The organism is Maritalea porphyrae (assembly GCF_027213965.1).
Taxonomy (GTDB): Bacteria; Pseudomonadota; Alphaproteobacteria; order Rhizobiales; family Devosiaceae; genus Maritalea; species Maritalea porphyrae_A.
In genome coordinates, this window is record NZ_JAPWGX010000002.1 from 334,747 (window position 1) to 358,763 (window position 24,017).

The window sequence follows — 24,017 nt, forward strand, 5'->3', positions numbered from 1 at the left end:
CAGCATAATTTAAAAATCGAATAGCAACAGACCAGCAAAACTCATCCATTTATTATCAACATAACTGTTAGTCTCACTAACAGTCTGGTACGTAATTCCTATAATACTGTAGTTATATTTAACTACTTAGAATCAACTACAGCAGAATCCAAACATAAATCTGGCTTTAAATCGGGTTATATCAGGTTTTTTGAATGTCGTGATAACCCAATTGGGTCAAGTAAGCCTACTTACGCCAATCCTTTAGTTTCTCTCCAACAGGCGTTGTTTAGCGCTTGTTTGACAGCAGCTAAACTGGCTGGTCGCGCTCTGCCGCGGCTTGCCGATATTCACCTGCTGAAAACTACCTCCAAGAATGTCTCTAGCCACGCCCATTGCAGCCCCGCTGCTTTGGGCGGCTTTTGGCAACTTCGGCAGGTTGGGAGTGTGTCGAACATTTTGCTTGTTGGCACAGCATCTAAAACCAAGACCATTGGGAAGGGAATTATCTAATGGGCGCTAAAGAAACAATTACCCAGATTTACGTGGGCTATTATGACCGGGCACCGGATCCAGACGGTTTGAACTACTGGATCGGTCGTTTAAATGCAGGCATGACCGTTGCTGAAATTGCACAGTCATTTTCTGTTCAACCTGAATCAACTGCCAAGTACCCATATTTGGTGAACCCACTTGTGGTCTCTGCAGAGTCATTCATCGTATCTATCTACCAAAACCTGTTCAACCGCGCACCTGATGATGCGGGTAAAGCCCATTGGCTTGCTGAACTTGCCGGTGGCAAAGCTGTTGGCCAGATGATCATCGACATCATTTCAGGCGCCACAGACAGCGCTGCAGGAAATGATGCGACAACAATGGCTAACAAAGTGGCTGTTGGTGTTGATTGGGCAGAAGACACAGCGCTGCTTTCAGGCTTCGATTATGAGAACAATGCTGCTGCAAAAGCCAACGCAGCCTCTGTTCTTGACAGCGTTGACGATACGGACGCTTCAGTAACTGCTGCAAAAGCGGCTACTGACGTTTTTGTTGCTGGCGGAAGCACCGAGTTCAAGCTCACTAACGACGTTGATGTTGCAACAGCAAATATCTTCGTTGCGAACCGAGTTTACGACCCAGAAGGCGACGACCAAATGAACTCGTTGCAAGACGACGATGTTCTAACGGGTACTGGTACCAACCCAACGTTGAACTTTAGCTTCGTTACAGACAACCAAACTGCAGATTATGACGTATCACCAACGTTGAATGGCATCGAAACGATCAATTTGGCAGCTTCACACTCGGGACCTGTGCAACTTGATTTGCAGGACGCTACAGGTGTCAAAGCGGTCAACATCTCCCGGATGGACTCAACTGTAACAATTGACAACATTCAAGCGCCATTGACCGACATGTCAGTCTCAAATTCAAACGAAGATGGCAACAGCGCCATGTTCTTGTTTGAAGATGCGGCACTTGCTGGCTCTGCTGATGAAGGAAACGTAAAACTTGATGACGCACAGCTCGCTAGCTTGGTTGTTCAAGAACGAGGAACGCCTGATCAGGGCTATGAAACGCTGAACGTTATGTCAAACGGCAGCGCAAACACTGTTGGCACACTTTGGGCTGAAGATCTTCAAACACTAAAGATCACTGGCGACAAAGACCTTAAGTTGGGCGCCGAAGGAAATGTGCTTAATGGCGCAACAACTGAAGCTACATCTTACACTATGGGTCTTGGCAACGTTGCTGGTTCCTTGCAAACTGTTGATGCCACTGGCCTTGACGGAAGCTTGAACTTTGTAATCGCCAATGAACTGAACGCAACTTTGGACAATACATCAGGTGTGGCTGTTCAGTTGGACGTTAAAGGCGGCGCAAAAGACGACAAATTTGTGATTGCTTCTGGTTCAAGCATTGACGGCGCTGCGTCAAACACCGACAAAATTGATGGTGGTGACGGCACTGACACGCTTGTACACCTTGGCGGTGCTGCAGCAGCGATCGTTGCCCCAACAGCGGGTGCAAACCTAACAAGCGTCGAGGCCCTTGAAATTCGGACTGGCCACGATGACGCTGGTGCGATCGCTGAAGTCGCTGATGTTGTTACTGTTGACGCCGATGCCTTTGATTCACTTGCTAGCATTTTTGTACGCAACGAAGGCAACGGCACGCACACTGTAACAGGTATAGCGAACTCTTCTAAAGTTGAAGCAATGACTGTTAACTTGAACGACCTGACCGTCGATCAAGCTAAAGCGGTTACTATTGCCCACGGCACAACCGGCAACAACGGTTTGGCTCAAAACTTGCTAGCTGTTGATCTGAAGTCCGACGCCGGTACTAGCGATTTGACAGAGATCACTATCGTGGATGGTACCAACAACAATCCACGTTTCAACTTTAACTTGGATGCAGACAATATCGAAAGCGTGACACTTCACGACAACGATAGCGAAAGCAACACTGTTGATTTGAACGATGTCGGTGATCACCTTGGCACCATCACTGTTGATGGTGGCAGCGCTGGTACGTTCTTCAACTTGGATTCATTGGCTAACTCAAACCGTAAAGACACGACAGGTGGTACGGCAGACGGTTCTGGCTTTGTCGAAGTTGGCGCTGGTGGTGCAGAACGCATTACCGCATCAACATTTACTTCAACATCAGCCAGTGACATTATTGCGCGCTTCTCAGATGCAGGCCTTGCAGCTGGTGGCTTCACAGCAACTGGCGGTCAATCGATCACAACTGGTGCAGGTAATGATTTTATCATCTTCGATCAAATCAGCGCCGCTGGCAACCAAACTACTGCTGGTTTGACCATCTCTGACACTGTAAACACAGGCGCTGGCACAGATACTTTGGGTATCGACGGAAATGGCGTTTTGGTCAACTTGTCAGCATCTGAATGGACAAACGTATCAAACGTTGAAAACATCCAATTGCTCGGCAATGGCATGGGCGTTGGTGGTGCAGGTGCATTGGGCACAAACAGCTACAACCTGACACTAACCAACGACTTGATTACATCAAACGGTGATGCTTCAGGTTCTGGCCGTGTGATCAACATCATCAACGACAACGATACTGCAAACGGTGTTGGCACTGCTGATACAGCAGGTACTGCGGTTGAAGCTGGTGTAACAATTGATGCACGTGGTTTGGATGCAACACACAACTTTACCTACAATGGTGAAGAAGGTGCGTCGCGGACAAACGATCGCTTCATCATGTCAGATGCCAACGTAAACGGCATGGCTGTTATTGACGGCGGTGCAGTTCTTGGTGGTGGTAACACAACCTCTAACCTAACAAACGGTGATATTCTAGAAATCCGGAATTCATCCGTTGTAACAGTTGGCGACTTGGCTGGCGTTCAAAACGTGGGTTCAATCGAATTCACTAACGACACAGCTGCTGTTCAAAACAATGTTCTTCAGTTGAACAACACAATTGTTGACGCAATGGTAAACAGCACACGTGGTGCGGCAACTGGCTTTGTGGAAACACTGAACGTAACCGCAATCGACAATCCACTGCTTCTAGCCGCAACAACCAGCTTGAACTTGGATGCATCTGGTGTAACCAACGCCTTCCTAAGCCTAAATGTAACGGGTGCTGGCGGTGCTGACACACTTGTTGGTGGTTCTGGTGCTGACACACTTGTCGGCGCAGCTGGCAATGACACCATTACTGGTGGTGCAGGCATTGACACAATCAATGGTGGTGCAGGTGCCGATATTCTGACTGGTGGCACTGAAGTTGATACATTTGTCTATGCAGCAGGGGTTGCCGATACGGTCGCCGCGGCAGCATCATCTGCTGGTGTTGATCGTATTACTGACCTCAACTTGAACGAAGATAAGATCGATCTAACTGCTGTTGTGGCAACATCCCACTCGACGGTTACAGGAACAGTGAGCGAGGCGACATTTATCGCTGACTTAAACACATTGCTAAACGTTGGTGGTGGTGCCGGTTTTGATACTGGCACAGCCGGCGGCGTCTCTTCAGCAATTGTTACTGCGAATGCGGGTACTTTGAACGGCAAATCATATCTTGCTGTTGATCTTGATGGATCTGACACCTTTACCGCCGCCGATTTTATCGTCGAAATCACAGGTGCAACAGGTACGCTCGATATCGCCGACTTCATCTAGGCGCTAATTGTCATCTCCCGTACGCGGGGGGTGATTTGATCTCAATTTGATCACAGAAAACCCCGGGGCCCTCACTGCCCCGGGGTTTTTTGCGTTCAACACTTAAGTTACGTCAAATCAAAGGCTTTTAACGGTCCCGTACATTTGAAGTGCCATTTGCTGCGCTTCTGCTTTGGTGCCAAACCATACGGCGACATTGTCTTTCCAGGCGACATTTGAAAACACACCTTGCGCCGTTTCAATGGGTGCAAATTTTGTTGGATCAATGCCTTTTTGGGTTGTCACGTCAGCGTTCAGAGAAACACCAAATCTTGTGGCCATTTGTTGATTGGCTTCAAGACGTCTCTTCGCCCCCTCGTCTTTCAGCTCAATATTACTGTCTTTGCGCCAATCATAGGCCGTGCCCAACCCACCTTCTGCGAGGTCATTCAAATCAATACCATGATCGGACCCGGTGCCAGGATATAGTTCGTATGGCCTATAGCCAACATTGGCTTCGTCCAGTTTAACCGCCAATTCTTTGAGCGATCCAAGATCGATTTGGAATTTCTCAGAAAGACGCAAAATCGAGTCGGCACTAAAGGCAGATGTGGTGAGTTTTTGACCTGACTTGTCAAAATAGCTAACCCGCGATGGAATTCCTTCTGAATTGAGATCGATGCCAATTCGTCCGGCGGTGAAATCTGCCCGTCCATCAATATTTGGCATTGCAGTTTCAGCCGCGAGTTCGGCAGAAAATGCCCGTTCAGCGGCAACATTTTCCGCCTTACGCGTCGGCGCCATATTGCTGGCTGCAGGTATGTTGGTGGTTTGATATATCATTGCACACTCCTTTGCATTTAACATGCAAGAAAAATGCCAACTTTTTGCTATATTTCAACGGCTTCTGGAAAAATGGCTCGGTGTTTCGCGGCCAATCGCGCGGCTCATTTCCTGCCCTAAGGTCAAGGGTGTTGCATGCAAAATATTTGTCCCTCCCCTTTTTGGGGAGCGAAAAAGCAAAGTTTGGGCAACGCCAAATGAGGTGCAAGTCCAAAATCTTATCCCCGTCCTTTCACCCCATGCCATACTGCCCTCATCTTCTTTGAAGCCTTTGGGGTGCTGACGAGCATTCGGGCGGTGAAAATGGGGAGGCGAACAAGTCCAATATGGCGCTGAACCCAATCACCAAAGGAAGAGGCTAAGATATGACAGGGGTCGCCCTGCATATCGTTTATGTTGATTTATCCAGCCTGACACCGAAGGCAGCTGTAAGCCGCATGGTGGGTATTGTTTCTCACCTTCACCTTTCAAAAGGTGATCATCAAATGATCCAAAGAGATCAAAGCAGTTTTGATGGTGTGCTCGAAAAGGGGATAGAAGGGTTTAGCACCCCGGGGTATTTCAAAATATGCGCTAAAACTTAGTTGCACGAGGCGTTTGTTGTCTCATTTTTACTCTACTCAAACGAGCCAATATGCGCCTCGTGCTCCCAATCTCTTATCACGCAAATGGCTTGCGCCATGTTGCGCTAAAGCTGTTTTTTTCAGAGTTAGCTTGCCTTTGCCGTTAGCACTTTGCGGGGGTCAAAATGGGCAAGAACCGAGACATTGATTTTTGACTTGCAGTAATAATAAAGCAGTGCGGCGCGGATGATTTGGGACGCTGCAGTGCCCACCGCTGCGCCGGCGATACCCATGATGGGCACCAATAAAACCGAAAGTGCAATATTCATGATCAGCGCATAGCCAGCAATTAAGACATTCAACCGTTCGCGCCCAACTACGATCAAAAGATTTGAAGCTTGGCCAACCAATGATTTACCCACCAAGCCAATGCCAATAATCAGCATGATGGTTTGGCCTGATGCAAATTCTTCGCCAAAGAGCGATAGCAAAATCGGGCCGGCAGCCAAGGTGACCAACACTGCAGGAATGGTGAGCCAGAACGTCCAGGTGGAAGCCATATGCACCCGCGTCTGCAATTCGGTCTTATCCCCTTGCGCATTGGCGAGGGAAAATTCGCGGGCGAAAACCATCATAAAGGCATAGTGGATGAAGCCAGCGATCGCCATGCAACGCAGGGCCGCAAAATAGATCGAAACGTTCTCAGAGGGCATCATAAAGCCAAGGATGACGATATCTGACCAATAGAGTAGTTCTTCAACTCCTGTAACAACCACAAGCGGCACCGCGGCATAAATCCAATAGCGGCGCAGGCGTGCGCGGTGGTTCTGGCTGGTTTTGGGCTTAATGCGTCTGACATGCAGCTTGATAAATATTGCCTGCAAACAAACAAGAAAAAGCGTAACCCCAATGGACACCGCCAAAGCAAGCTCTGCGGTTAGCGGGAAACCATTTAGGCTGATCACAAACAGAGTGGCCATGACAATGACGGGGCGAACAATAAAACCGGGCACAACCGCCAGCCAAATCCAGCCAAGCCCACGCGCCACGCCTTCAATATAAAGTTCAAGCGCCAAAACTGGGAGACCAACAGCCAAAACAATTGCCGATCCTGTCATATTATCTGCGAGAAGATCGCTGAAGAAATAAAGCGCAGCACCGCACATCAGAGCGGTTGCGAGGGAAGTTGCAATGATAAACTTCAGCCCATTGCTCATAAAACCATAGATCAAGTCCTCGCGCAGCCGCGTGGCGTAGCGGGGTAAAAACCGCACCGCGCTTTCGGAAAAGCCCATGACGGAAACATGGGTGAGGATAACTTGCCAGGTCCAAAAGGTGACAAATATTCCATAGTGCTCGATGCCCAAGCTCTTGGCCAAATAGATCTGAAAAACATAGGCCAACCCGGCAGCCAAAATGCGAGTAAGCAAAGCGGACATGGCTTGAAGAACGGCTTGAAGCTGCCCTACGCGAGACAGCAGGGTTGCAGTTCTTTGATAGAGTTTCGCAATCAACTTAAGACGCCTTGTGGTTGGCGGTGCCGCGTAATGAGTGAACCAGTTGAATGATTTTTTGGCGCCAATCGTTTGGCAATTGATTAAAGACTGATTTTGCGATTGGACGCACCCGGGTTTGCCACATTATGCCCACCAAAAAACCACGGGCAGAGCTTGCGACAACACGCGTTTGCAGGGCAACTTGGTTGTTGGACCAGGAATCTTTGTAACCAGCTGGTTCTGCAAGCAAATCATAGTTTTTCACACCACATTCAATCGCCCATTTAAGCGCTTCTTCGATTTGTATTTTGCCAACGGAATGCTCACGCATTTCCCAATCGAACGCCCCAATATAGGAGTAGTAGTGACCATGCTGTAATAAGCCAATTTCGACCGCAACCGGTTGACCGTCCAACATCAAGGCACCGGCAACGGCGCCGGACCTTGCTTTGCTATTCCCCTCAAGAGTGCTGATGCACTGGGTCAAACCATCCATGATTAGTTTGGCGTCGTTGCGAGCGGTCCGGCGCAACCAATCACGTTTCATGTGCAAAGCGGTGGCGACCAATTGTGCATATTCGGGTGCATCGGCGAAATGGGTTTGATAGGTCAGATTGCCCAGTCGAGCCAGTTTGTTCTTGCGCTTGTTGCGGTTTCGGCGCGTGGATTTGGATAGGCTGGCCTGATATTGTTCAAAACTCTCGAATTGGCTGAGGTCAAAAATCGAGGCAATTTCGTCGGTTGGGGCAAGCGCACCTTTGTCCCCTAGTGCCAATTGCAATGCGCTACCTTGGGGAATTTTTGCCAAACTCACAAGATCGCCTTCAAATTGGTCAAGCACTTGACCAACGAAATGAGCAAGCGCTGCTTGATCAACAAACGCGGGATCAAAAATAAGGTTGGAGTATTCTGCATGTGGTGATGTGAGCGGCAAGAGCGCTTTCGTGCCCAGAGGCAAGAGATCTTGCATGAGTGGCCAAATGGCCACCAGTTTTTCGCCATGCCATAAAACCATGATTTTGAGCCGCGCGTCGGGATTGAACTGCCCCACTGTGTGCCACCATTTCGAGCACCAATCAAAGCTCTGGAAAACCGCGAACCCGTCCCCATTGATACCATCAAGGTGCTGCCAATCGTTGGCAAGCTGAGCAAATCTTTTGTCGCTTTGGACGCACTCGATAGAGATTGGGTGTTCGTGTCCTGCAATTGCAGGCGGCTTGGTTTTTGCTTTGTCAGCCTGCTCGCGGCCTGGTTGCAGTGCTTTTGGCGCAAAATTCATTGTATTACCTGCCCAGAAGGGACTTCGAACTGTTGTCATTCACTTGGAATCTGCGAGACTATTCGCACAAATGAATATGAGTTTCCTTCTATTTGACAGAAACTGGTAAACTTTGTCGTACCTTCGTCCAGCTTTGGTTAACTCTAGTGCGCTTTTTGGGGCATCCCAAACAAAAAATAACAAACATCCTGGATCGTGAACAGTTTGTGACGAAGGTTTGAATTGATGAAGAATCCATCGATGAAATGAGCAACCGTCAACTAAAGCGATAACAACAAATGACCATCGTTCGACAGGGTTGAATAGTGCCAAGCAATTTCGCAACCCAATGGAAGACTCCTGATTACCAACAGTCACTTCATGTTTAGTCTAAACTATTGATATTAAACAAATAACTCTAAAATCCAATTTCCCTTCTGGTCAAGCTCGGCATTATTCGACCTCCAATTTACACTTCAGAAAGACGTACTACTCTAGGTTTAGTAGTAGGCAATACAGTTACCGGGTCGAATCAAATGTTGAATTCAAAAGGTCTTAGTCGCTTTAAAATCTCTCAAAGGATCTTGATGCTCACCATAACAGGTGGGTTGCTATTCTTGATCTTGGGTGCCGGGTATTTTTATTCCCTTGTGACTTCCGCCAGCGTTAAAACTGAAGAGCAGCGCTACGCACAAGTGGATCGATCAGCGAACCAGCTCAAAGCCATGGTGCTGGAAATGCAATCCGTGGAAAAGAACTTTCTTTTGAACCCCACGTTGGAAATGATTGACCAAATTGTTGTTCAAGAAGCTTTGGTTGGCGAAAAGCTTGCCGAATTGCGTTCCCTTGTTGATGACCCGCAGTTCGTGACCTTGGCCGACACCATCGAAGGCCAACTCGAGGAACGTCAGACCCTGTTCAAGGCGATAGGCGATACAAGTGTAGCGTTGGGATTATCGGCGGAAGAAGGCATCCGCGGAAGCCTTCGCTCTGCAGTGAAAGCGGCAGAGGCCGAGCTTCAACGCGCGAACTTGGAAGTACTGACCATTAAAGTACTTATGATGCGTCGGCACGAAAAGGACTTTATTATCCGCGGCGACGCCAAATATGTTGGTGAACTGGATGCGCGGGTAAGCGAATTCCAAATGCAAATAAACTGGACACCGCTTGACGAAGACAAGAAAAAAGAAATCTCAGGCCTGATTTCCGATTATCAGACTGAATTTAAGATCTTCGCTGAAAAGTCCGGCGAATTGAACGGCATCGTTGCGAACCTGCAAACGCTTTATGGCTTGATGCTACCAAATATCGATATGATGCTGAGCGAAGCGGACTTGGGCGTAACAACTGCGATTGACAACTTAAATGCAGTGGAGCGCAATTCGACCATCATCTTCTCATCAGTTATTGGCTTTGCACTATTGTTCATGATTGCTGCGGGCACCATTATCGGCCGCTCAATTTCAGGTCCACTAAACAAATTGGCAAATGTTGCCGAAGAGTTGGGCCAAGACAAACTTGATGTCGACATTGAAGCGGATGACGCCCATACGGAAATCGGCACCCTCACCCGTGCCCTGATGATCTTTAAAGAAAATGCCATAAAGGTCGCAGAACTGGGCGTGGAAGAAGCCGCCCGCCAACAACAAATTGCGAAACGCGCCAAAATGATGGAAGATTTGCAGGCATCCTTTGGCGAAGTTGTGGGTGCTGCGGCAGCTGGTGACTTCTCAAAGCGCGTCAATGAAGACATCGCCGACGAAGAAATGGTTAAACTTTCTCGCAGCGTAAACCATTTGATTACGACGGTGGACAGCGGCCTTAAGCAAACCGGCGAAGTCTTAGCCGCCTTGGCCAACACCGATTTGACCAAGCGTGTTGAAGGGCAATTTGAAGGCGCATTTGCACAATTGAAAAACGACACCAACCGCGTTGCCGATCGATTGAACGAGGTTGTTGGTCAACTCAGAGGCACCTCCCGCGCACTAAAGAGCGCCACAAGCGAGATTTTGGCTGGTGCAAATGACTTGTCTGAACGCACCACGCGCCAGGCGGCTACCATTGAACAGACATCGGCGGCCATGGAGTCATTGGCTGAAACGGTTCTTGAAAACGCAAAAGAAGCTGATCACGCCAGCGAAAACGCAACACGCGTAAAAACGACCGCTGAGGAAGGCGGTGAAGTGATGCGTAAAGCAACAACGGCCATGGAGCGCATTACCGAAAGCTCAGGCAAGATTTCAAATATTATCGGCATGATTGACGATATCGCCTTCCAAACCAATTTGTTGGCCCTAAACGCCTCTGTGGAGGCCGCACGTGCAGGGGAAGCGGGTAAAGGCTTTGCGGTTGTGGCGGTAGAAGTGCGCCGTCTTGCCCAGTCTGCTGCCCAAGCTTCATCTGAAGTGAAGGTGCTGATTGAACAGTCGGGTAACGAAGTTGACGGTGGAACAAAGCTGGTGGCGCAAGCTGCTGCGAGCCTTGAGCAAATGCTTGAAGCAGCCAATTCAAACAATGAGGCCATGGTTGCTATCGCTCAAAAGAGCAAGTCGCAGTCCAACTCGATCGAAGAGATCAATATGGCCGTGCGTGAAATGGATGAAACAACCCAGCATAACGCTGCATTGGTGGAAGAGACTAATGCCGCAATTGAACAAACCGAAGCTCAAGCCAACGAGCTGGACCGCATTGTTGATGTGTTTGTGACCGAAAATGGCGGCACGCCGCGCCTGCCTGTTGGCGCAAACAATCAGGTGCCCGATGAATTGCCCGTACAAACCGGCATTAAGGCGCTGCAAGAAAAAGCGATGAATGTGGCCAAGAGCTTCATTTCCAACGGCAATGCAGCGGTTAAAGCGGATGAAGACTGGCAAGAATTCTAAGTCGCTTAAAACCTCACCTACCTTAAAAGGACGCCTCTGATCATTCAGGGGCGTTTTTTCTTGGGCGAAGCGAATGCAGCGATCTTAATTCTTTTCATTCAACTACATTTCACAAGGTCTTGCCTTTGCGGCCCAGTTGAGCCCTGCAAAGCGCGCCAAATGGCGTTCTATTATAGACGGATGTGATGAAAGAAAATTGGTGGAGCCAGACGGGATCGAACCGACGACCTCTTCACTGCCAGCGAAGCGCTCTCCCAGCTGAGCTATGGCCCCACAAAAGGTGATCAATCAGGTCAAATCACCTTGGGTTTATGGAAGCGCAAACTAGTCACAACATTTGATCGTTGCAAGAGGGAAATTGCGCCCCCATGAATTTTTATATGTCTTCGTTTTTCTTCACAGGAACGTCGAAGCCAATCTCGTCATCATCGTCATCAGTTTCAAGGAATGTATTGTCGTCTTCTGAGGCGATTGGGTCCTCGTCATCGTCCAGATCAACATCCGGCAGATTTTCGATTACATCTTCGTCATCATCATCATCATCGTCGTCATCGTCTTCCACATCGTCCAGGGAAATGACTTCGGCGCCAACAACAACCGCTGCTGCATCTGTGTCTACAACTTCGGTTTTGACTTCTTCTACAACTTTTTCTTTTTCGACGGGCACTTCAGCGACCACCAACTTGAATTCTGCGCCACAGCTTGGGCACAAAACCGGTTCTCTGTTCAAATCGTAAAATTTAGTCGCACAGCTTTGACACTGGCGCTTGGTTCCGCGGTCTGCTTTGGCCACAATTCTTACCTCTTTGAAAACTTCTTTTGTTGGCAGGTTGGGTACGTAACCCTGTGGGTTCTGTCAAATGCAAAATTGCAAAAAAACGTCAATCAAGTCGATCCAACCATTGTCGCGCCGATATTTTGCGTGTTAGATGCCGCCGCGCAACATCAAAAACTCAAAGAAAAACTTTTACATGTCTGATCATTCTTCTAGCCCCACCCCATTGGCAGCAATGCGGTCGAGCGGGCTTAAGGGTTCTATTGCCATGCCTGGCGATAAGTCCATCTCTCACCGCGCCCTGATGTTTGGCGCAATGGCGCTGGGAGAAACCGTTGTTTCCGGCCTTTTGGAAGGCGAAGACGTTCTGGCCACGGGCCGAGCGATGACCCAACTTGGGGCAAAAATTGAAAAACGGGGCGAACATTGGCACATCAATGGCGTCGGTGTTGGCGGGTTCTTGGAACCAGACGCGCCGCTTGACTTTGGCAATGCTGGCACTGGTGTGCGCTTGGCCATGGGCCTTGTGGGCACTTATGATTTTGTTTCACGCTATACGGGAGACGCATCGCTTTGCTCGCGCCCGATGGGTCGTGTACTGAACCCGCTTAAATCTATCGGTGTTGAAGTGCTTGAGCATAATGATGGCAAGTTGCCGATTGCCTTGCGCGGCCCATCAATGCCCGTGCCGATCACTTATCATACCCCTGTTGCTTCAGCACAGGTGAAAAGCTGCATCATGCTGGCTGGACTGATTATTCCGGGCATCACCACCGTGATCGAAGATGTGTTTACCCGCGACCATACGGAAAAAATGCTGACGGGCTTTGGTGCCAATGTTCAGGTAAAAACAGCCGCCAATGGCCAGCGCACCATCGAAGTTGAAGGTTTACCTGATCTACGCGGTCAAGAGGTGCAAGTGCCCGGCGATCCAAGCTCTGCCGCCTTCCCAATGGTTGCGGCGCTTATTGTGCCCGGCTCTGACGTAACGATTGAAAATGTTTTGATGAACCCAACCCGCACTGGGCTTTTGATCACCTTGCAAGAAATGGGTGCTGACATTGAGGTTTTGAATGAACGTGTATCTGGTGGCGAAGACATTGCTGATATTCGGGTGAAATACTCAGATCTCAAAGGTGTAACGGTGCCCGCAGAACGTGCAGCATCGATGATCGATGAATATCCGGTTTTGGCGGTGGCGGCTGCCTTTGCCGAGGGTGCAACCCATATGCCAGGTATTGATGAATTGCGGGTGAAGGAAAGCGACCGACTTTCAGCGGTGGCAGATGGGCTGAAAGCCAACGGCGTTGAGTGTATTGAAGGCGAAGACTTTTTGACCGTTGAAGGCGGTTCTGGCAAAGTGGCCGGCGGGGGACGGGTGAAGACCCATTTGGACCACCGTATTGCCATGTGCTTTTTGGTGATGGGCATGGCATCGCAAAAAGACGTGAGCATTGACGACAGCAATATGATTGCGACGAGCTTCCCCACTTTTACGCCTGAAATGACCCGTTTGGGCGCTGAGTTTGGTCGTCCGAACAACTAAGGATCGTTGCGAGATGTTGATAGCCGTTGATGGACCCGCTGCTTCAGGAAAAGGCACAATTGCCAAACGTTTGGCGGCCCATTTCGGCTTGGCTCATCTTGATACTGGGCTGCTTTATCGCGCTGTGGGCCTAAAGACGATGGGCAAAGAAACCCATGCTGAATTTGAGTCCATGGCGATTGATGCGGCGATGGGGTTGGATACTTCAACTCTTGATGAAGAAGTGCTTTCCACCGCCGAAGTGGGCATTGCCGCCTCTAGAGTTGCGCAAATTCCTGAAGTGCGCAAAGCGCTCAACCGGCTGCAACGCAAGTTCATGGAACAGCCTTCAGGAGCGATTCTCGATGGGCGCGATATTGGATCGAGAATTTGCCCGCAGGCGGACGTAAAATTGTTTATTACCGCCAATCCGGAAACCCGGGCCCGGCGGCGCACAGAACAGCTTTTGACTCGTGGGCTGGATGTGACATATGTTGAAATTCTTAAACAGATTGAGAAACGCGATAAAGATGACCGGGAAAACCCGGCAGGCGCGTTTTATCAGGCGGCCGATGCCCACTTGCTAGATACGTCAAAATTGAGTATAGAAGCGGCGTTCCAAGCAGCTCTTGGCATTGTTGAGCGCGCTACTGGGTGAAAGATGAGCATCATTTGGTGCTAAATCCAATCTTTGATCCTTTGAGCGCCAGTGACGGTCAAGGATGAGGCATACTGGCTCAACTGTTTGAGATAAATCGATGTATCACGTTGAATGCGGACCCTTTACGTGCCGGATTTGTTGGTTTCAACAATCGGGGTTAAGCGCATTTGGCATTGATACTTTTTTGAAACGCTAAACATATTCGGCACACCGATCGGAGTACGCATGACAGACACTGCTGTCACGATGGAAGATTTTGAAGCTCTCTTGTTTGAAAGCTTTGAGGTTAATGAACCTGCAGAAGGCAATGTTGTAAAAGGCAAGATTGTTGCGATTGAAAAAGATCTCGCAGTAATCGATGTGGGTCTTAAAACCGAAGGCCGCGTGCCTTTGAAAGAATTTGGCGCAGCGGGCCGCGATGGCACGCTTAAAGTCGGTTCTGAAGTAGAAGTTTATGTTGATCGCGTTGAAAACGCGATGGGCGAAGCCGTTCTTTCACGCGAGAAAGCTCGCCGTGAAGAAAGCTGGGTTCGTCTTGAAGAACTCTTCAATGCAAACACACGTGTTGATGGCATCATCTTTAACCAAGTTAAAGGTGGTTTCACTGTTGACCTTGATGGCGCAACAGCGTTCTTGCCACGTTCTCAGGTAGATATTCGCCCAATCCGCGATATCGCACCTTTGATGAACATCTCACAGCCATTCCAAATCCTGAAAATGGACAAGCGTCGCGGAAACATCGTTGTTTCTCGTCGTGCTGTATTGGAAGAGAGCCGTGCAGAGCAACGTTCTGAAATCGTTGGTAAGCTTGAAGAAGGCCAAGTTGTTGATGGTGTTGTTAAAAACATCACTGACTACGGTGCATTCGTTGACCTTGGTGGCATTGACGGCTTGTTGCACGTCACTGACATCGCATGGCGTCGTGTGAACCATCCTTCAGAAGTTCTTACAATTGGTGAGACCATCAAGGTTCAAATCATCCGCGTGAATATGGAAACACACCGTATTTCACTTGGCATGAAACAACTTGAAGCTGATCCTTGGGAAACAATTGGTCAGAAGTATCCTCTTGATAGCCGCTTCACTGGTCGCATCACAAACATCACTGATTACGGTGCGTTTGTTGAACTTGAGCCAGGTATTGAAGGCTTGATCCACGTTTCAGAAATGAGCTGGACCAAGAAGAACGTACACCCAGGCAAAATCGTTTCAACATCTCAAGAAGTTGAAGTTAAGGTTCTTGAAGTTGATCCAGAGAAACGTCGTATTTCTCTTGGTCTTAAGCAGTGCCTTGATAATCCTTGGGAAGCATTTGCAGCTCGGTTCCCACAAGGCACTGAAGTTGAAGGCGAAGTTAAGAACAAAACTGAATTTGGTTTGTTCATTGGCCTTGAAGATGATGTTGACGGCATGGTTCACTTGTCTGACCTTGATTGGAACCGCCAGGGCGAAGAAGCTTTGGAAGATTACAATCGCGGCGACATGGTGAAAGCAGTTGTTTTGGATGTTGATATCGACAAAGAACGTGTTTCTTTGGGTATTAAACAACTTTCAAACGACCCATTCACTGAAGCAACTGACGGCATGCGCAAAGGTTCAATCGTTACAACAACTGTAACGCAAGTGAACGATGGCGGCATTGAAGTTCAAATCGCTGATGGCGACCAAATCGCCTTCATCAAGCGTAATGACCTTAGCCGTGAGCGTTCTGAGCAACGTCCAGAGCGTTTTGCAGTTGGTGACAAAGTGGACGCACGTGTGATCCAGTTCGACAAGAAAACACGTCGCATCTCATTGTCTATTAAAGCTCTTGAAATCGCAGAAGAAAAAGAAGCTGTGGCCCAGTATGGTTCAACAGATTCAGGCGCTTCACTTGGCGATATTCTTGGTGCAGCTTTGCAGCAGAACACACCAAACGACTAAGCGTTTTTAGCTTAAATGTTTGAGTTGAATTCATCCCGGCGCGTCTTAGTTGATGCGCCGGGATTTTTTGTTTTTCGCCGGCAGCGACATTTGAGCGACTTGCAAAATTGCGGGCAAGGCAATAGGACTTCTCAGGTCCTTTTTTTGCCACGCTCAGCCTTTTTCTGAGTCAAACACGTTAAGCGGAGCCCAATCGGTGAGCAACACATCCCAAACTGAGCAAATCGACAATGTGATGGCGCAACGCGCTATGCGTAAATCACGGCGCAATTGGCGGTTTATCGCTTTTGTAGCGCTAGGCATTGCAGTGATTGCTATTTTGGGTAGAGCTTTGGGTGGCTTTTCTGAACCAATCAAAGCGGCGCATGTTGCTCGGGTGGTGATTGATGGCACGATTGCTTCTGATCCTGTTCGGCGCACCATTTTGAACGATTTAGCAGATGACGAAACCGTTTCAGCGGTAATTGTGCAGATCAATAGTCCTGGTGGCACAACAGCGGGTGGTGAAGAGCTCTACGAGGGGCTGTCGCGCATTCGGGCGAACAAGCCTGTTGTCTCGGTAATTAATGAACTTGGCGCCTCTGCGGCCTATATGACCGCTGTGGGTTCTGATCGCATTATTGCGCGGCGCTTGTCGATTGTGGGCTCAATCGGCGTATTGGTGATGCATTTGGATGCCTCTAAGCTTTTCCAAACTATCGGGCTTGATTACGACAAGGTTTCAACTGGCCCCCTAAAAGCCGAGCCGGACATTGACGAGCCAATGGCGGATGATGTGCGCGCTGCCTATCAGTCCTTGGTGGATGATTCTTACGATTGGTTTGTGGATATTGTGGCTGATCGTCGCCAGCTCGAGCGCCATGATGTGTTGCGCCTTGCGGATGGCCGTGTGCTCACGGGCCGCCAAGCGCTCAAAGAGCAGTTGATTGATGCGATTGGTGATGAGACAAGCGCACTTGATTGGCTCAAAGAAAACCACGATATTGATGATCAAGACGTAAGCACATATTTTCCCCTTCCTGAAAGCGAATGGCAAAAAGCTGTCGACTTGCTTGGTTCCACAGCCAAGAATTTTGTCGGTTCGAGCCTAAAAAGCGTAACAAAGCTTGACGGTCTCGTGTCAGTTTGGCAACCTACCAAATAGCTAATTCCCGTGGTGTAACAGTGAATTAGTGATTTTTGGGAGGCCCAAGTGATTAAATCGGAACTTATTCAACAACTGGCAGATGAGAATCCGCACCTGTTTCAACGGGACGTTGAGAATATTGTAAATACGATTATTGACGAAATCGGGGATGCATTGGCCGAAGGTGGCCGCGCTGAATTGCGTGGCTTTGGCGCATTTTCCGTAAAGAACCGTCCAGCCCGTGTGGGACGCAACCCACGCACCGGCGAGAAGGTGGAAGTTGAAGAGAAATTTGTGCCCCAATTTAAGGCGGGCAAAGAAATCCGAGAGCGACTGAACAAATAGTTCTGCCGCTCTTTGCGCCACATTTTGGCGCGTTATCGCTGGGAAAATAAGATGATCAAACGCGTGGTGATGTGGCTTGTGCTGGTGCCGTTTGGCCTGTTGCTGGCCATATTTGCATTGGCCAACAGACATATTGTGCAAATTGGAATTGACCCAATATCGCCGCAAACCCCGTTCTGGGGGCCAATGGAGCTGCCGCTTTTTGTGGTGATCTACGCTGCTTTGCTGCTCGGCGTTATACTTGGTGGCGTTGGCTCTTGGCTAGAGCAAGGCAAACACCGCAGAGCCGAAAGGCAATTGCGCCGCGACCTAAATAAGGCGCAAAGAGAAGCTGCACCCGAAAAGGCCGCAAAAGCAGAAGACCCCTTGGCACTGCTTGAGAACGACAACCGCTAGCCGCCGATTATATAGATGCCCCAGAGACAGGCTTTGATGCTGACTCAGCGCGACAGTAGGATTTCACATGCAACTTCAAATCAAGATCTGCGGGCTTAAATCGAAGGAATTGGTGGATGTGGCCGTTAATGCGGGCGCTGACCTGATTGGTTTTGTGCATTTTGCCAAAAGTCCGCGCCATCTGGAGTTGGAACAGATTGGCGAGTTGATCAACTATATTGGTGCGCGTGCGCAATCTGTGGTGTTAACCGTCAACCCAAGCGATCAACTGATTGAACAGATCAACCAGTTGCGCCCGCACTATATACAACTACACGGCAATGAAAGCCTTGAGCGGATCCAAGAGGTTAAGGCCAAAAGCCATGCCAAGCTGATCAAGGCATTGCCGGTGGCTGATGTTGAAGATCTAGAGCAGATTGGCCAATATCACCCGCTTGTCGATTGGGTCTTATTGGATGCAAAACCCCCAAAAGATGCGACACGACCAGGGGGAAATGGCGAGGTATTTGATTGGTCAATTCTTAAAGCCCTTGACCCAACGATCCCGTTCATGCTTTCGGGGGGACTAAATGTTGAAAATGTGGCGGATGCTGTAAAACAGATCCAGCCAGCGGCCATTGACGTTTCATCAGGTGTGGAGCGCACAAAAGGCGAAAAAGATGCGGAGAAAATCCGCCGGTTCATCTCGCAAGCAACCATTGCAAGCGTTTGAGCGCAAAAATTAGGGAAACGAAGTATGTCTGGTGAGAATAGTTTGCGCATGGGCCCTGATGAGAGGGGCCGGTTTGGTCACTTCGGCGGTCGGTTTGTTGCTGAAACCTTGATGCCACTTATCCTTGAATTGGATCAGGCCTATAAGGACGCTAAGGCCGACCCAACATTTAAGGAAGAGTTTGACTATTTGCTCAAACACTATGTGGGTCGCCCGTCGCCCATGTATTTTGCCGAGCGGATGACAGAGCATTTGGGTGGCGCGAAGATTTACTTCAAACGCGACGAGCTTAACCACACCGGTTCGCACAAAATAAACAATTGCATTGGCCAAATTTTGTTGGCCAAACGTATGGGCAAACCCCGCATTATTGCTGAAACCGGCGCGGGACAACATGGTGTTGCCACAGCGACAGTTTGTGCGCGCTTTGGTTTCCCCTGTACCATTTATATGGGCGCAAAAGACGTGGAGCGCCAAGCGCCGAACGTGTTCCGCATGAAACTTTTGGGCGCTGAGATTGTTCCTGTGACCGCAGGCAAAGGCACATTGAAAGATTCAATGAACGAAGCGCTGCGCGATTGGGTGACCAATGTTGAAGACACCTATTATTTGATTGGCACAGCCGCAGGCCCGCACCCTTACCCTGAGATGGTGCGCGATTTTCAATCGATCATTGGCCAAGAAGCCAAAGAACAAATGCAAGAAGCTGAGGGCCGGTTGCCCGATATGTTGATCGCAGCTGTTGGTGGCGGATCGAACGCAATTGGTTTGTTCCATCCATTCCTTGATGATCGCGAAGTGAAAATTGTTGGCGTTGAGGCCGGTGGCAAAGGGCTAGACACAGACGAGCATTGCGCGTCTTTGACCGCTGGATCGCCTGGCGTGTTGCACGGCAACCGCACCTATTTGCTGCAAAACTATGATGGCCAAATTGATGAAGGCGCATCAATTTCAGCCGGTCTTGATTATCCAGGCATTGGCCCTGAGCATTCTTTTCTAAAAGACAGTGGCCGGGTTGAATATGTGCCGATTGATGATGATGAAGCCTTGGCAGCATTTCAGCTTTTGACCCGCCTTGAAGGCATCATCCCAGCGCTTGAGCCAAGCCATGCCTTGGCGGAAGTGGTGAAACGCGCGCCAACAATGGATAAAGATCAAATCATCATTATGAACCTATGTGGGCGCGGCGACAAAGACGTCTTTACCGCTGCTAAACATCTGGGTGTTGACCTTAATAGCGACTAATCGCCAACAATTTTGGCGCGTGTTCGCCGCCTGAGGAACAAATCTATGACACAACGTATGGACGCCCGGTTTGCCGCTCTAAAGGCTGAAAATCGCCCAGCCTTTGTTACTTTTGTGATGGCCGGTGATCCGGACCCCATTACCGCTCAGCAAATTGTTGATGGCTTGCCAGCAGCGGGCGCTGACGTGATAGAAATTGGCATGCCATTTTCTGATCCGATGGCGGATGGTCCTGCTATTCAGGCTGCGGGTCAACGGGCACTTGAGGCTGGCCAAGACATGGTCAAAACCCTGCAGTTGGTGACCAACTTCCGGCAAAAAGACGATGCAACGCCAATCGTTTTGATGGGCTATTATAACCCGATCTATATTTATGGTGTAGATAAATTCATCCAAGATGCGATCGAAGCTGGTGTTGATGGGTTCATCATTGTTGATCTGCCGCCGGAAGAAGATGAAGAGTTTTGCCTGCCCGCAATCAAAAAGGGTTTGAACTTCATCCGGTTGGCCGCCCCAACAACTGACGACAAACGCTTGCCCATGGTGATGAGCAATACATCGGGCTTTGTTTATTATGTGTCGATGACCGGGGTAACCGGATCGGCATTGTCCAACCCAACCGACATTGCTGAGCAAGTAAATCGACTAAAAGCGCACACAGATCTGCCGATTTGCGTTGGGTTTGGCATTAAGACCGCTGACGACGCGAAGCGCATTGGCGCGGACGCAGATGGGGTTGTTGTTGGTTCAGCACTTGTTAAAGCAGTTGAAGATAGCCTTGAGAACGGCAAGGCAACCGCCAAAACGCCAAGCGCTGTGCACGATTTGGTTGCCGATATTTCAAAGGGTGTTCGCGCGGCTCGATCTTAAATTTGGCATCATAACCCCCTATATTGGTTTGAAAGAGGTGAGAACCCTCACAAACCTTGACCAAAAGCTGTCTCGCCAACAAAGTTGAGTTGCAGTATAATGGGGAAAAGACTATGTCTGCTGCGATCAAAATTGCGCAGCTAAAAGACTATAAGCAACACAGGAAGGCCTGATAGCTTCATGAACTGGATCAATTCAGTTGTTCGCCCAAAAATCCGCTCGTTTTTGAACAAGCGTGAGAGCCCTGAAAACCTTTGGGTAAAATGTCCGCAGAGCGGCGAGATGGTGTTCTATCGCGATTTGGAAGCCAACCAATGGGTGGTGCCAAATTCTGGTTTTCATATGAAAATCAAAGCGCGTGATCGCATGAAAGCGTTCTTGGACAAAGGTGAGTACACCGAGCATGAAGTGCCCGATGTAGCCCATGATCCGCTAAAATTCCGCGCGACCAAAAAATACGCTGACCAATTGCGCGACTATCGCGCCAAAACAGACATGAAAGATTGTGTGTTGTTGGCAAGCGGCAAGCTGATTGGCCGTGATGTGACGGTTGGTGTGCAAGATTTTGACTTTGGTGGCGGATCGCTGGGTATGGCGGCTGGTGCGACCATTGTTAAGGGTCTTGAAATGGCGGTTAAAAACAAAACCCCATTTATTCTGTTCACCGCTTCTGGCGGCGCGCGCATGCAAGAGGGTATGCTTTCTTTGATGCAAATGCCGCGCACAACCGTTGCTGTGGCGCGGCTTCGTGAAGCTGGGTTGCCTTACATTGTTGTGTTTACTGACCCAACAACCGGCGGCGTTACCGCATCTTATGCGATGCTTGGGGACGTACAAATTGCTGAACCAAACGCCTTGATCGGTTTTGCTGGTCAACGGGTGATTGAACAAACCATCCGCGAGAGCTTGCCAAAGGGCTTCCAACGTTCTGAGTATTTGCTGGAACATGGGATGATCGACATGGTTGTGCATCGCCACAATCTGCGCCCAACCATTGGTAAATTGGTGGGCATGTTTATGAAATCTCCACTCAACGATATGGAACTTGAGGCGCCTAAAAAGCAAACTGTTCGCGATGCGATTGTTGCAGCTGAAGGCGCGGGCGATGATGCTGATAACGCCCCGGCGGAAAACAGCGAAGATATCGCTCCACCCCCTGTTGCGCACGCTGAATAGACACAAACGTGACCCGCACCGAGGAAATTACGCAGCGCCTGTTGGCGCTGCATCCCAAAAAGATGGATCTTTCTTTGGAGCGGCTTAATCGTTTGCTTGCCCAATTGGATCATCCTGAAAACCAGTTGCCGCCGGTCATTCACGTGGCGGGGACCAATGGCAAAGGCTCAACCATTGCCTTTATGCGCGCCATGCTGGAAGCAGCGGGCAAGCGGGTGCATGTTTATGCCAGCCCCCACCTAACCCATTTCAATGAGCGGTTTCGCCTGGCGGGCACATTTGTTGACGACAAGCGGTTAAACGAAACGCTGGAGCGGATCGAAAAGATCAACGCTGGGCAAACCATTACTTTTTTTGAGATCACCACGGCGGTTGCCTTTGATCTGTTCTGCCAGGTTGAAGCGGACTATGTGTTGCTTGAAACAGGGCTTGGTGGGCGCCTTGATAGCACAAATGTAGTGCCCAACCCGCTTGGATGCGTGATCACCCCCATTTCCATCGACCATGTGCAGTTTTTGGGCAATACGATTGAAAAAATCGCGTTTGAAAAGGCCGGGATTTTGAAGTCTGGCGCAAAGGCAGTGTTCTCGCGCCAAACCCATGATGCAATGGATGTGCTGGAAAAGCGCGCCGCTGAATTGGGCATTACCCCTTTCATTTGCGGGCAAGAATTTGATGGATATCCAGAGCGTGACCGCTTCGTTTATCAAGACCTTGATGGCTTAGAGGATTTGCCGCCGCCGCGCCTAAAAGGCATTCATCAATTTGAGAACGCCTCAACGGCCATTGCGGCGCTCAAGCATTTTGGAACCGGCATTAGCTCTGAAGCTATAGCAAAGGGCATGGAAACGGTTACATGGCCCGCACGGATGCAGCCTTTACCCGGTCTATTGCAGGATATGCTGATTAAAGGCAGCGACCTGTGGCTTGATGGCGGGCACAATGTGGCCGGCGCACAAGTTTTGGCCCAAGCATTGGGTGACCTGAACGACAAACAGTCCAAACCGCTTACGCTTATTCTTGGTATGTTGGGCAATAAAGACGTCGAAGGCTATCTAAGCTGCTTTGAGGGCCTGGCCAAACGGGTGATCACAGTGCCGGTGCCAGCGGATGATCTGACCACCAATGCGGGCACTTCGCCTCAGGACTTGGCGGATCTGGCGATCAAGCACGGCTTTGCGGCAACGCACACCCAGTCCGTGCAAGAAGCGCTGAAACTTGTGGCGCGTGATGAGGGCCAACGGGTTGTGATTTGCGGTTCGCTCTATTTGGCCGGAGATGTCTTAGGGCAAAACAAAACGCCGCCCCAATAGTTGGCGCGGCGTCTTTCATTTTTTTAGAACCATTCGATGCTTTAAGCGGCGTAGCCTTCAAGCCATTTTACCAGCCCCACATGGGACAGCGTTGCGCCCACTTTCATGTCGACAACCTCTCCGCCTTTGAACAGCAAATAGGTGGGCATGTTGCGCACACCATATTGGCTCATGGTCGATGGGTTATCAGCGCCATTGAGCTTAACAAGCTTCACTCTACCTGTAAGGTCGCCAGCGGCTTTTTCCAAAATCGGGTCCATCGCTTTGCACGGTGCGCACCAATCTGCCCAAAAGTCGACCAGCACGGGCTGGTCGCTTTGCAAAACTTCGGCGGCAAAATTGGTGTCGTCAACGTCTTTTAGCATCAAGTTCGTTCCTATTAAGCCGCGTGTCCTTCAAGCCATTTCACAAGGCCCGCTTTTGGCTCGCCCGCGCCCACTTTCATGTCCGCAGCTTCGCCGCCTTTGAACAAGATCATGGTTGGAATGGAGCGAATGCCATATTGCGCTGCAATGTTTGGATTTTCATCAACATTGACTTTGACAATTTTCACTTTGCCAGCCAACTCAGTTGAGATCTCTTCCAAAACAGGTGCGATCGCCTTACATGGGCCACACCATTCGGCCCAAAAATCGACCAATACGGGAACTTTTGCGCTTAGAACTTCTTCTGAGAATTGTGCTTCTGATACTTGGGTGGTCATAGCCTGCCCCTTTCTTAAACTAGGTTGTTGCCCAGAACGTAAGAAGAGTCGCGCTCCGGTTCAAGCAAATCACGACGAGGTGAA

Annotated in this window: 20 protein-coding genes and 1 tRNA gene; 14 read left to right on the top strand and 7 right to left on the bottom strand. The window is 49.5% G+C overall.

Features of this window, described 5'->3' with window-relative positions:
* Positions 1 to 491: 491 nt before the first annotated feature.
* On the top strand, positions 492 to 4,142 hold the full coding sequence (locus tag O4H47_RS06430; RefSeq protein ID WP_269393132.1) for a DUF4214 domain-containing protein: 3,651 nt from the start codon (positions 492 to 494) through the stop codon (positions 4,140 to 4,142).
* Positions 4,143 to 4,259: 117 nt separating this feature from the next.
* Here the strand turns inward: O4H47_RS06430 and O4H47_RS06435 are convergent, their stop codons facing one another.
* Complete coding sequence (locus O4H47_RS06435; protein WP_269393133.1) at positions 4,260 to 4,964, bottom strand: hypothetical protein; 705 nt, start codon at positions 4,962 to 4,964, stop codon at positions 4,260 to 4,262.
* 365 nt (positions 4,965 to 5,329) lie between these two features.
* Here O4H47_RS06435 and O4H47_RS06440 point away from each other — a divergent pair, with 365 nt between their 5' ends.
* A complete protein-coding gene (locus O4H47_RS06440) occupies positions 5,330 to 5,548 on the top strand; it encodes a hypothetical protein (protein WP_269393134.1) in 219 nt (72 codons plus the stop codon).
* Between the two features lie 125 nt (positions 5,549 to 5,673).
* On the opposite strand, the gene O4H47_RS06445 is transcribed toward O4H47_RS06440, so the two are convergent.
* Both O4H47_RS06445 and O4H47_RS06450 read right to left on the bottom strand, forming a co-directional pair.
* The gene (locus tag O4H47_RS06445; protein WP_269393135.1) at positions 5,674 to 7,041 is read right to left on the bottom strand and encodes a polysaccharide biosynthesis C-terminal domain-containing protein; all 1,368 of its coding nucleotides are present in this window, start codon (positions 7,039 to 7,041) and stop codon (positions 5,674 to 5,676) included.
* Position 7,042: 1 nt separating this feature from the next.
* Entirely contained in the window at positions 7,043 to 8,302 is a 1,260-nt protein-coding gene (locus tag O4H47_RS06450) for a GNAT family N-acetyltransferase (RefSeq protein WP_269393136.1), read from the bottom strand.
* Positions 8,303 to 8,868: 566 nt separating this feature from the next.
* Between O4H47_RS06450 and O4H47_RS06455 the strand changes: the two genes are divergently transcribed.
* On the top strand, positions 8,869 to 11,163 hold the full coding sequence (locus O4H47_RS06455; protein WP_269393137.1) for a methyl-accepting chemotaxis protein: 2,295 nt from the start codon (positions 8,869 to 8,871) through the stop codon (positions 11,161 to 11,163).
* Positions 11,164 to 11,360: 197 nt separating this feature from the next.
* Here the strand turns inward: O4H47_RS06455 and O4H47_RS06460 are convergent.
* A tRNA-Ala gene (locus tag O4H47_RS06460) sits at positions 11,361 to 11,436 on the bottom strand.
* 103 nt (positions 11,437 to 11,539) lie between these two features.
* Complete coding sequence (locus O4H47_RS06465) at positions 11,540 to 11,956, bottom strand: TIGR02300 family protein (protein ID WP_269393138.1); 417 nt, start codon at positions 11,954 to 11,956, stop codon at positions 11,540 to 11,542.
* Between the two features lie 178 nt (positions 11,957 to 12,134).
* On the opposite strand from O4H47_RS06465, the gene aroA reads away from it, so the two are divergent.
* The 11 genes from aroA to O4H47_RS06520 all read left to right on the top strand — a co-directional run bounded on the left by aroA (position 12,135) and on the right by O4H47_RS06520 (position 23,230).
* Positions 12,135 to 13,484 carry a 3-phosphoshikimate 1-carboxyvinyltransferase gene (gene aroA, locus O4H47_RS06470; RefSeq protein WP_269393139.1) on the top strand — a complete coding sequence of 450 codons (1,350 nt, stop codon included), beginning with the start codon at positions 12,135 to 12,137 and terminating at the stop codon, positions 13,482 to 13,484.
* A 13-nt stretch (positions 13,485 to 13,497) separates the two neighbouring features.
* Positions 13,498 to 14,121 (top strand): (d)CMP kinase, encoded by a 624-nt coding sequence (cmk, locus tag O4H47_RS06475; RefSeq protein ID WP_269393140.1) that lies wholly within the window; start codon positions 13,498 to 13,500, stop codon positions 14,119 to 14,121.
* Positions 14,122 to 14,349: 228 nt separating this feature from the next.
* Positions 14,350 to 16,047, top strand: a complete 1,698-nt coding sequence (gene rpsA, locus O4H47_RS06480; protein WP_269393141.1) for a 30S ribosomal protein S1 — start codon at positions 14,350 to 14,352, stop codon at positions 16,045 to 16,047.
* A gap of 196 nt (positions 16,048 to 16,243) precedes the next feature.
* A complete protein-coding gene (gene sppA / locus O4H47_RS06485; protein WP_269393142.1) occupies positions 16,244 to 17,191 on the top strand; it encodes a signal peptide peptidase SppA in 948 nt (315 codons plus the stop codon).
* A 48-nt stretch (positions 17,192 to 17,239) separates the two neighbouring features.
* Complete coding sequence (locus O4H47_RS06490; protein ID WP_269393143.1) at positions 17,240 to 17,518, top strand: integration host factor subunit beta; 279 nt, start codon at positions 17,240 to 17,242, stop codon at positions 17,516 to 17,518.
* Between the two features lie 51 nt (positions 17,519 to 17,569).
* Complete coding sequence (locus O4H47_RS06495) at positions 17,570 to 17,914, top strand: LapA family protein (protein WP_269393144.1); 345 nt, start codon at positions 17,570 to 17,572, stop codon at positions 17,912 to 17,914.
* A gap of 67 nt (positions 17,915 to 17,981) precedes the next feature.
* Positions 17,982 to 18,626 carry a phosphoribosylanthranilate isomerase gene (locus tag O4H47_RS06500; protein WP_269393145.1) on the top strand — a complete coding sequence of 215 codons (645 nt, stop codon included), beginning with the start codon at positions 17,982 to 17,984 and terminating at the stop codon, positions 18,624 to 18,626.
* A gap of 24 nt (positions 18,627 to 18,650) precedes the next feature.
* Positions 18,651 to 19,871 (top strand): tryptophan synthase subunit beta, encoded by a 1,221-nt coding sequence (gene trpB / locus O4H47_RS06505; RefSeq protein WP_269393146.1) that lies wholly within the window; start codon positions 18,651 to 18,653, stop codon positions 19,869 to 19,871.
* Between the two features lie 45 nt (positions 19,872 to 19,916).
* The gene (gene trpA / locus O4H47_RS06510; protein ID WP_269393147.1) at positions 19,917 to 20,741 is read left to right on the top strand and encodes a tryptophan synthase subunit alpha; all 825 of its coding nucleotides are present in this window, start codon (positions 19,917 to 19,919) and stop codon (positions 20,739 to 20,741) included.
* A 180-nt stretch (positions 20,742 to 20,921) separates the two neighbouring features.
* Positions 20,922 to 21,917 carry an acetyl-CoA carboxylase, carboxyltransferase subunit beta gene (gene accD / locus O4H47_RS06515; RefSeq protein WP_269393148.1) on the top strand — a complete coding sequence of 332 codons (996 nt, stop codon included), beginning with the start codon at positions 20,922 to 20,924 and terminating at the stop codon, positions 21,915 to 21,917.
* 8 nt (positions 21,918 to 21,925) lie between these two features.
* Positions 21,926 to 23,230: a bifunctional folylpolyglutamate synthase/dihydrofolate synthase gene (locus tag O4H47_RS06520; protein ID WP_269393149.1), complete on the top strand. Its 1,305-nt coding sequence runs from the start codon at positions 21,926 to 21,928 to the stop codon at positions 23,228 to 23,230.
* A gap of 41 nt (positions 23,231 to 23,271) precedes the next feature.
* On the opposite strand, the gene trxA (O4H47_RS06525) is transcribed toward O4H47_RS06520, so the two are convergent.
* Together trxA (O4H47_RS06525) and trxA (O4H47_RS06530) are read right to left on the bottom strand one after the other, a co-directional pair.
* Positions 23,272 to 23,595 (bottom strand): thioredoxin, encoded by a 324-nt coding sequence (gene trxA / locus O4H47_RS06525; protein WP_269393150.1) that lies wholly within the window; start codon positions 23,593 to 23,595, stop codon positions 23,272 to 23,274.
* Positions 23,596 to 23,609: 14 nt separating this feature from the next.
* On the bottom strand, positions 23,610 to 23,933 hold the full coding sequence (gene trxA, locus O4H47_RS06530; RefSeq protein WP_269393151.1) for a thioredoxin: 324 nt from the start codon (positions 23,931 to 23,933) through the stop codon (positions 23,610 to 23,612).
* Positions 23,934 to 24,017 lie beyond the last annotated feature (84 nt).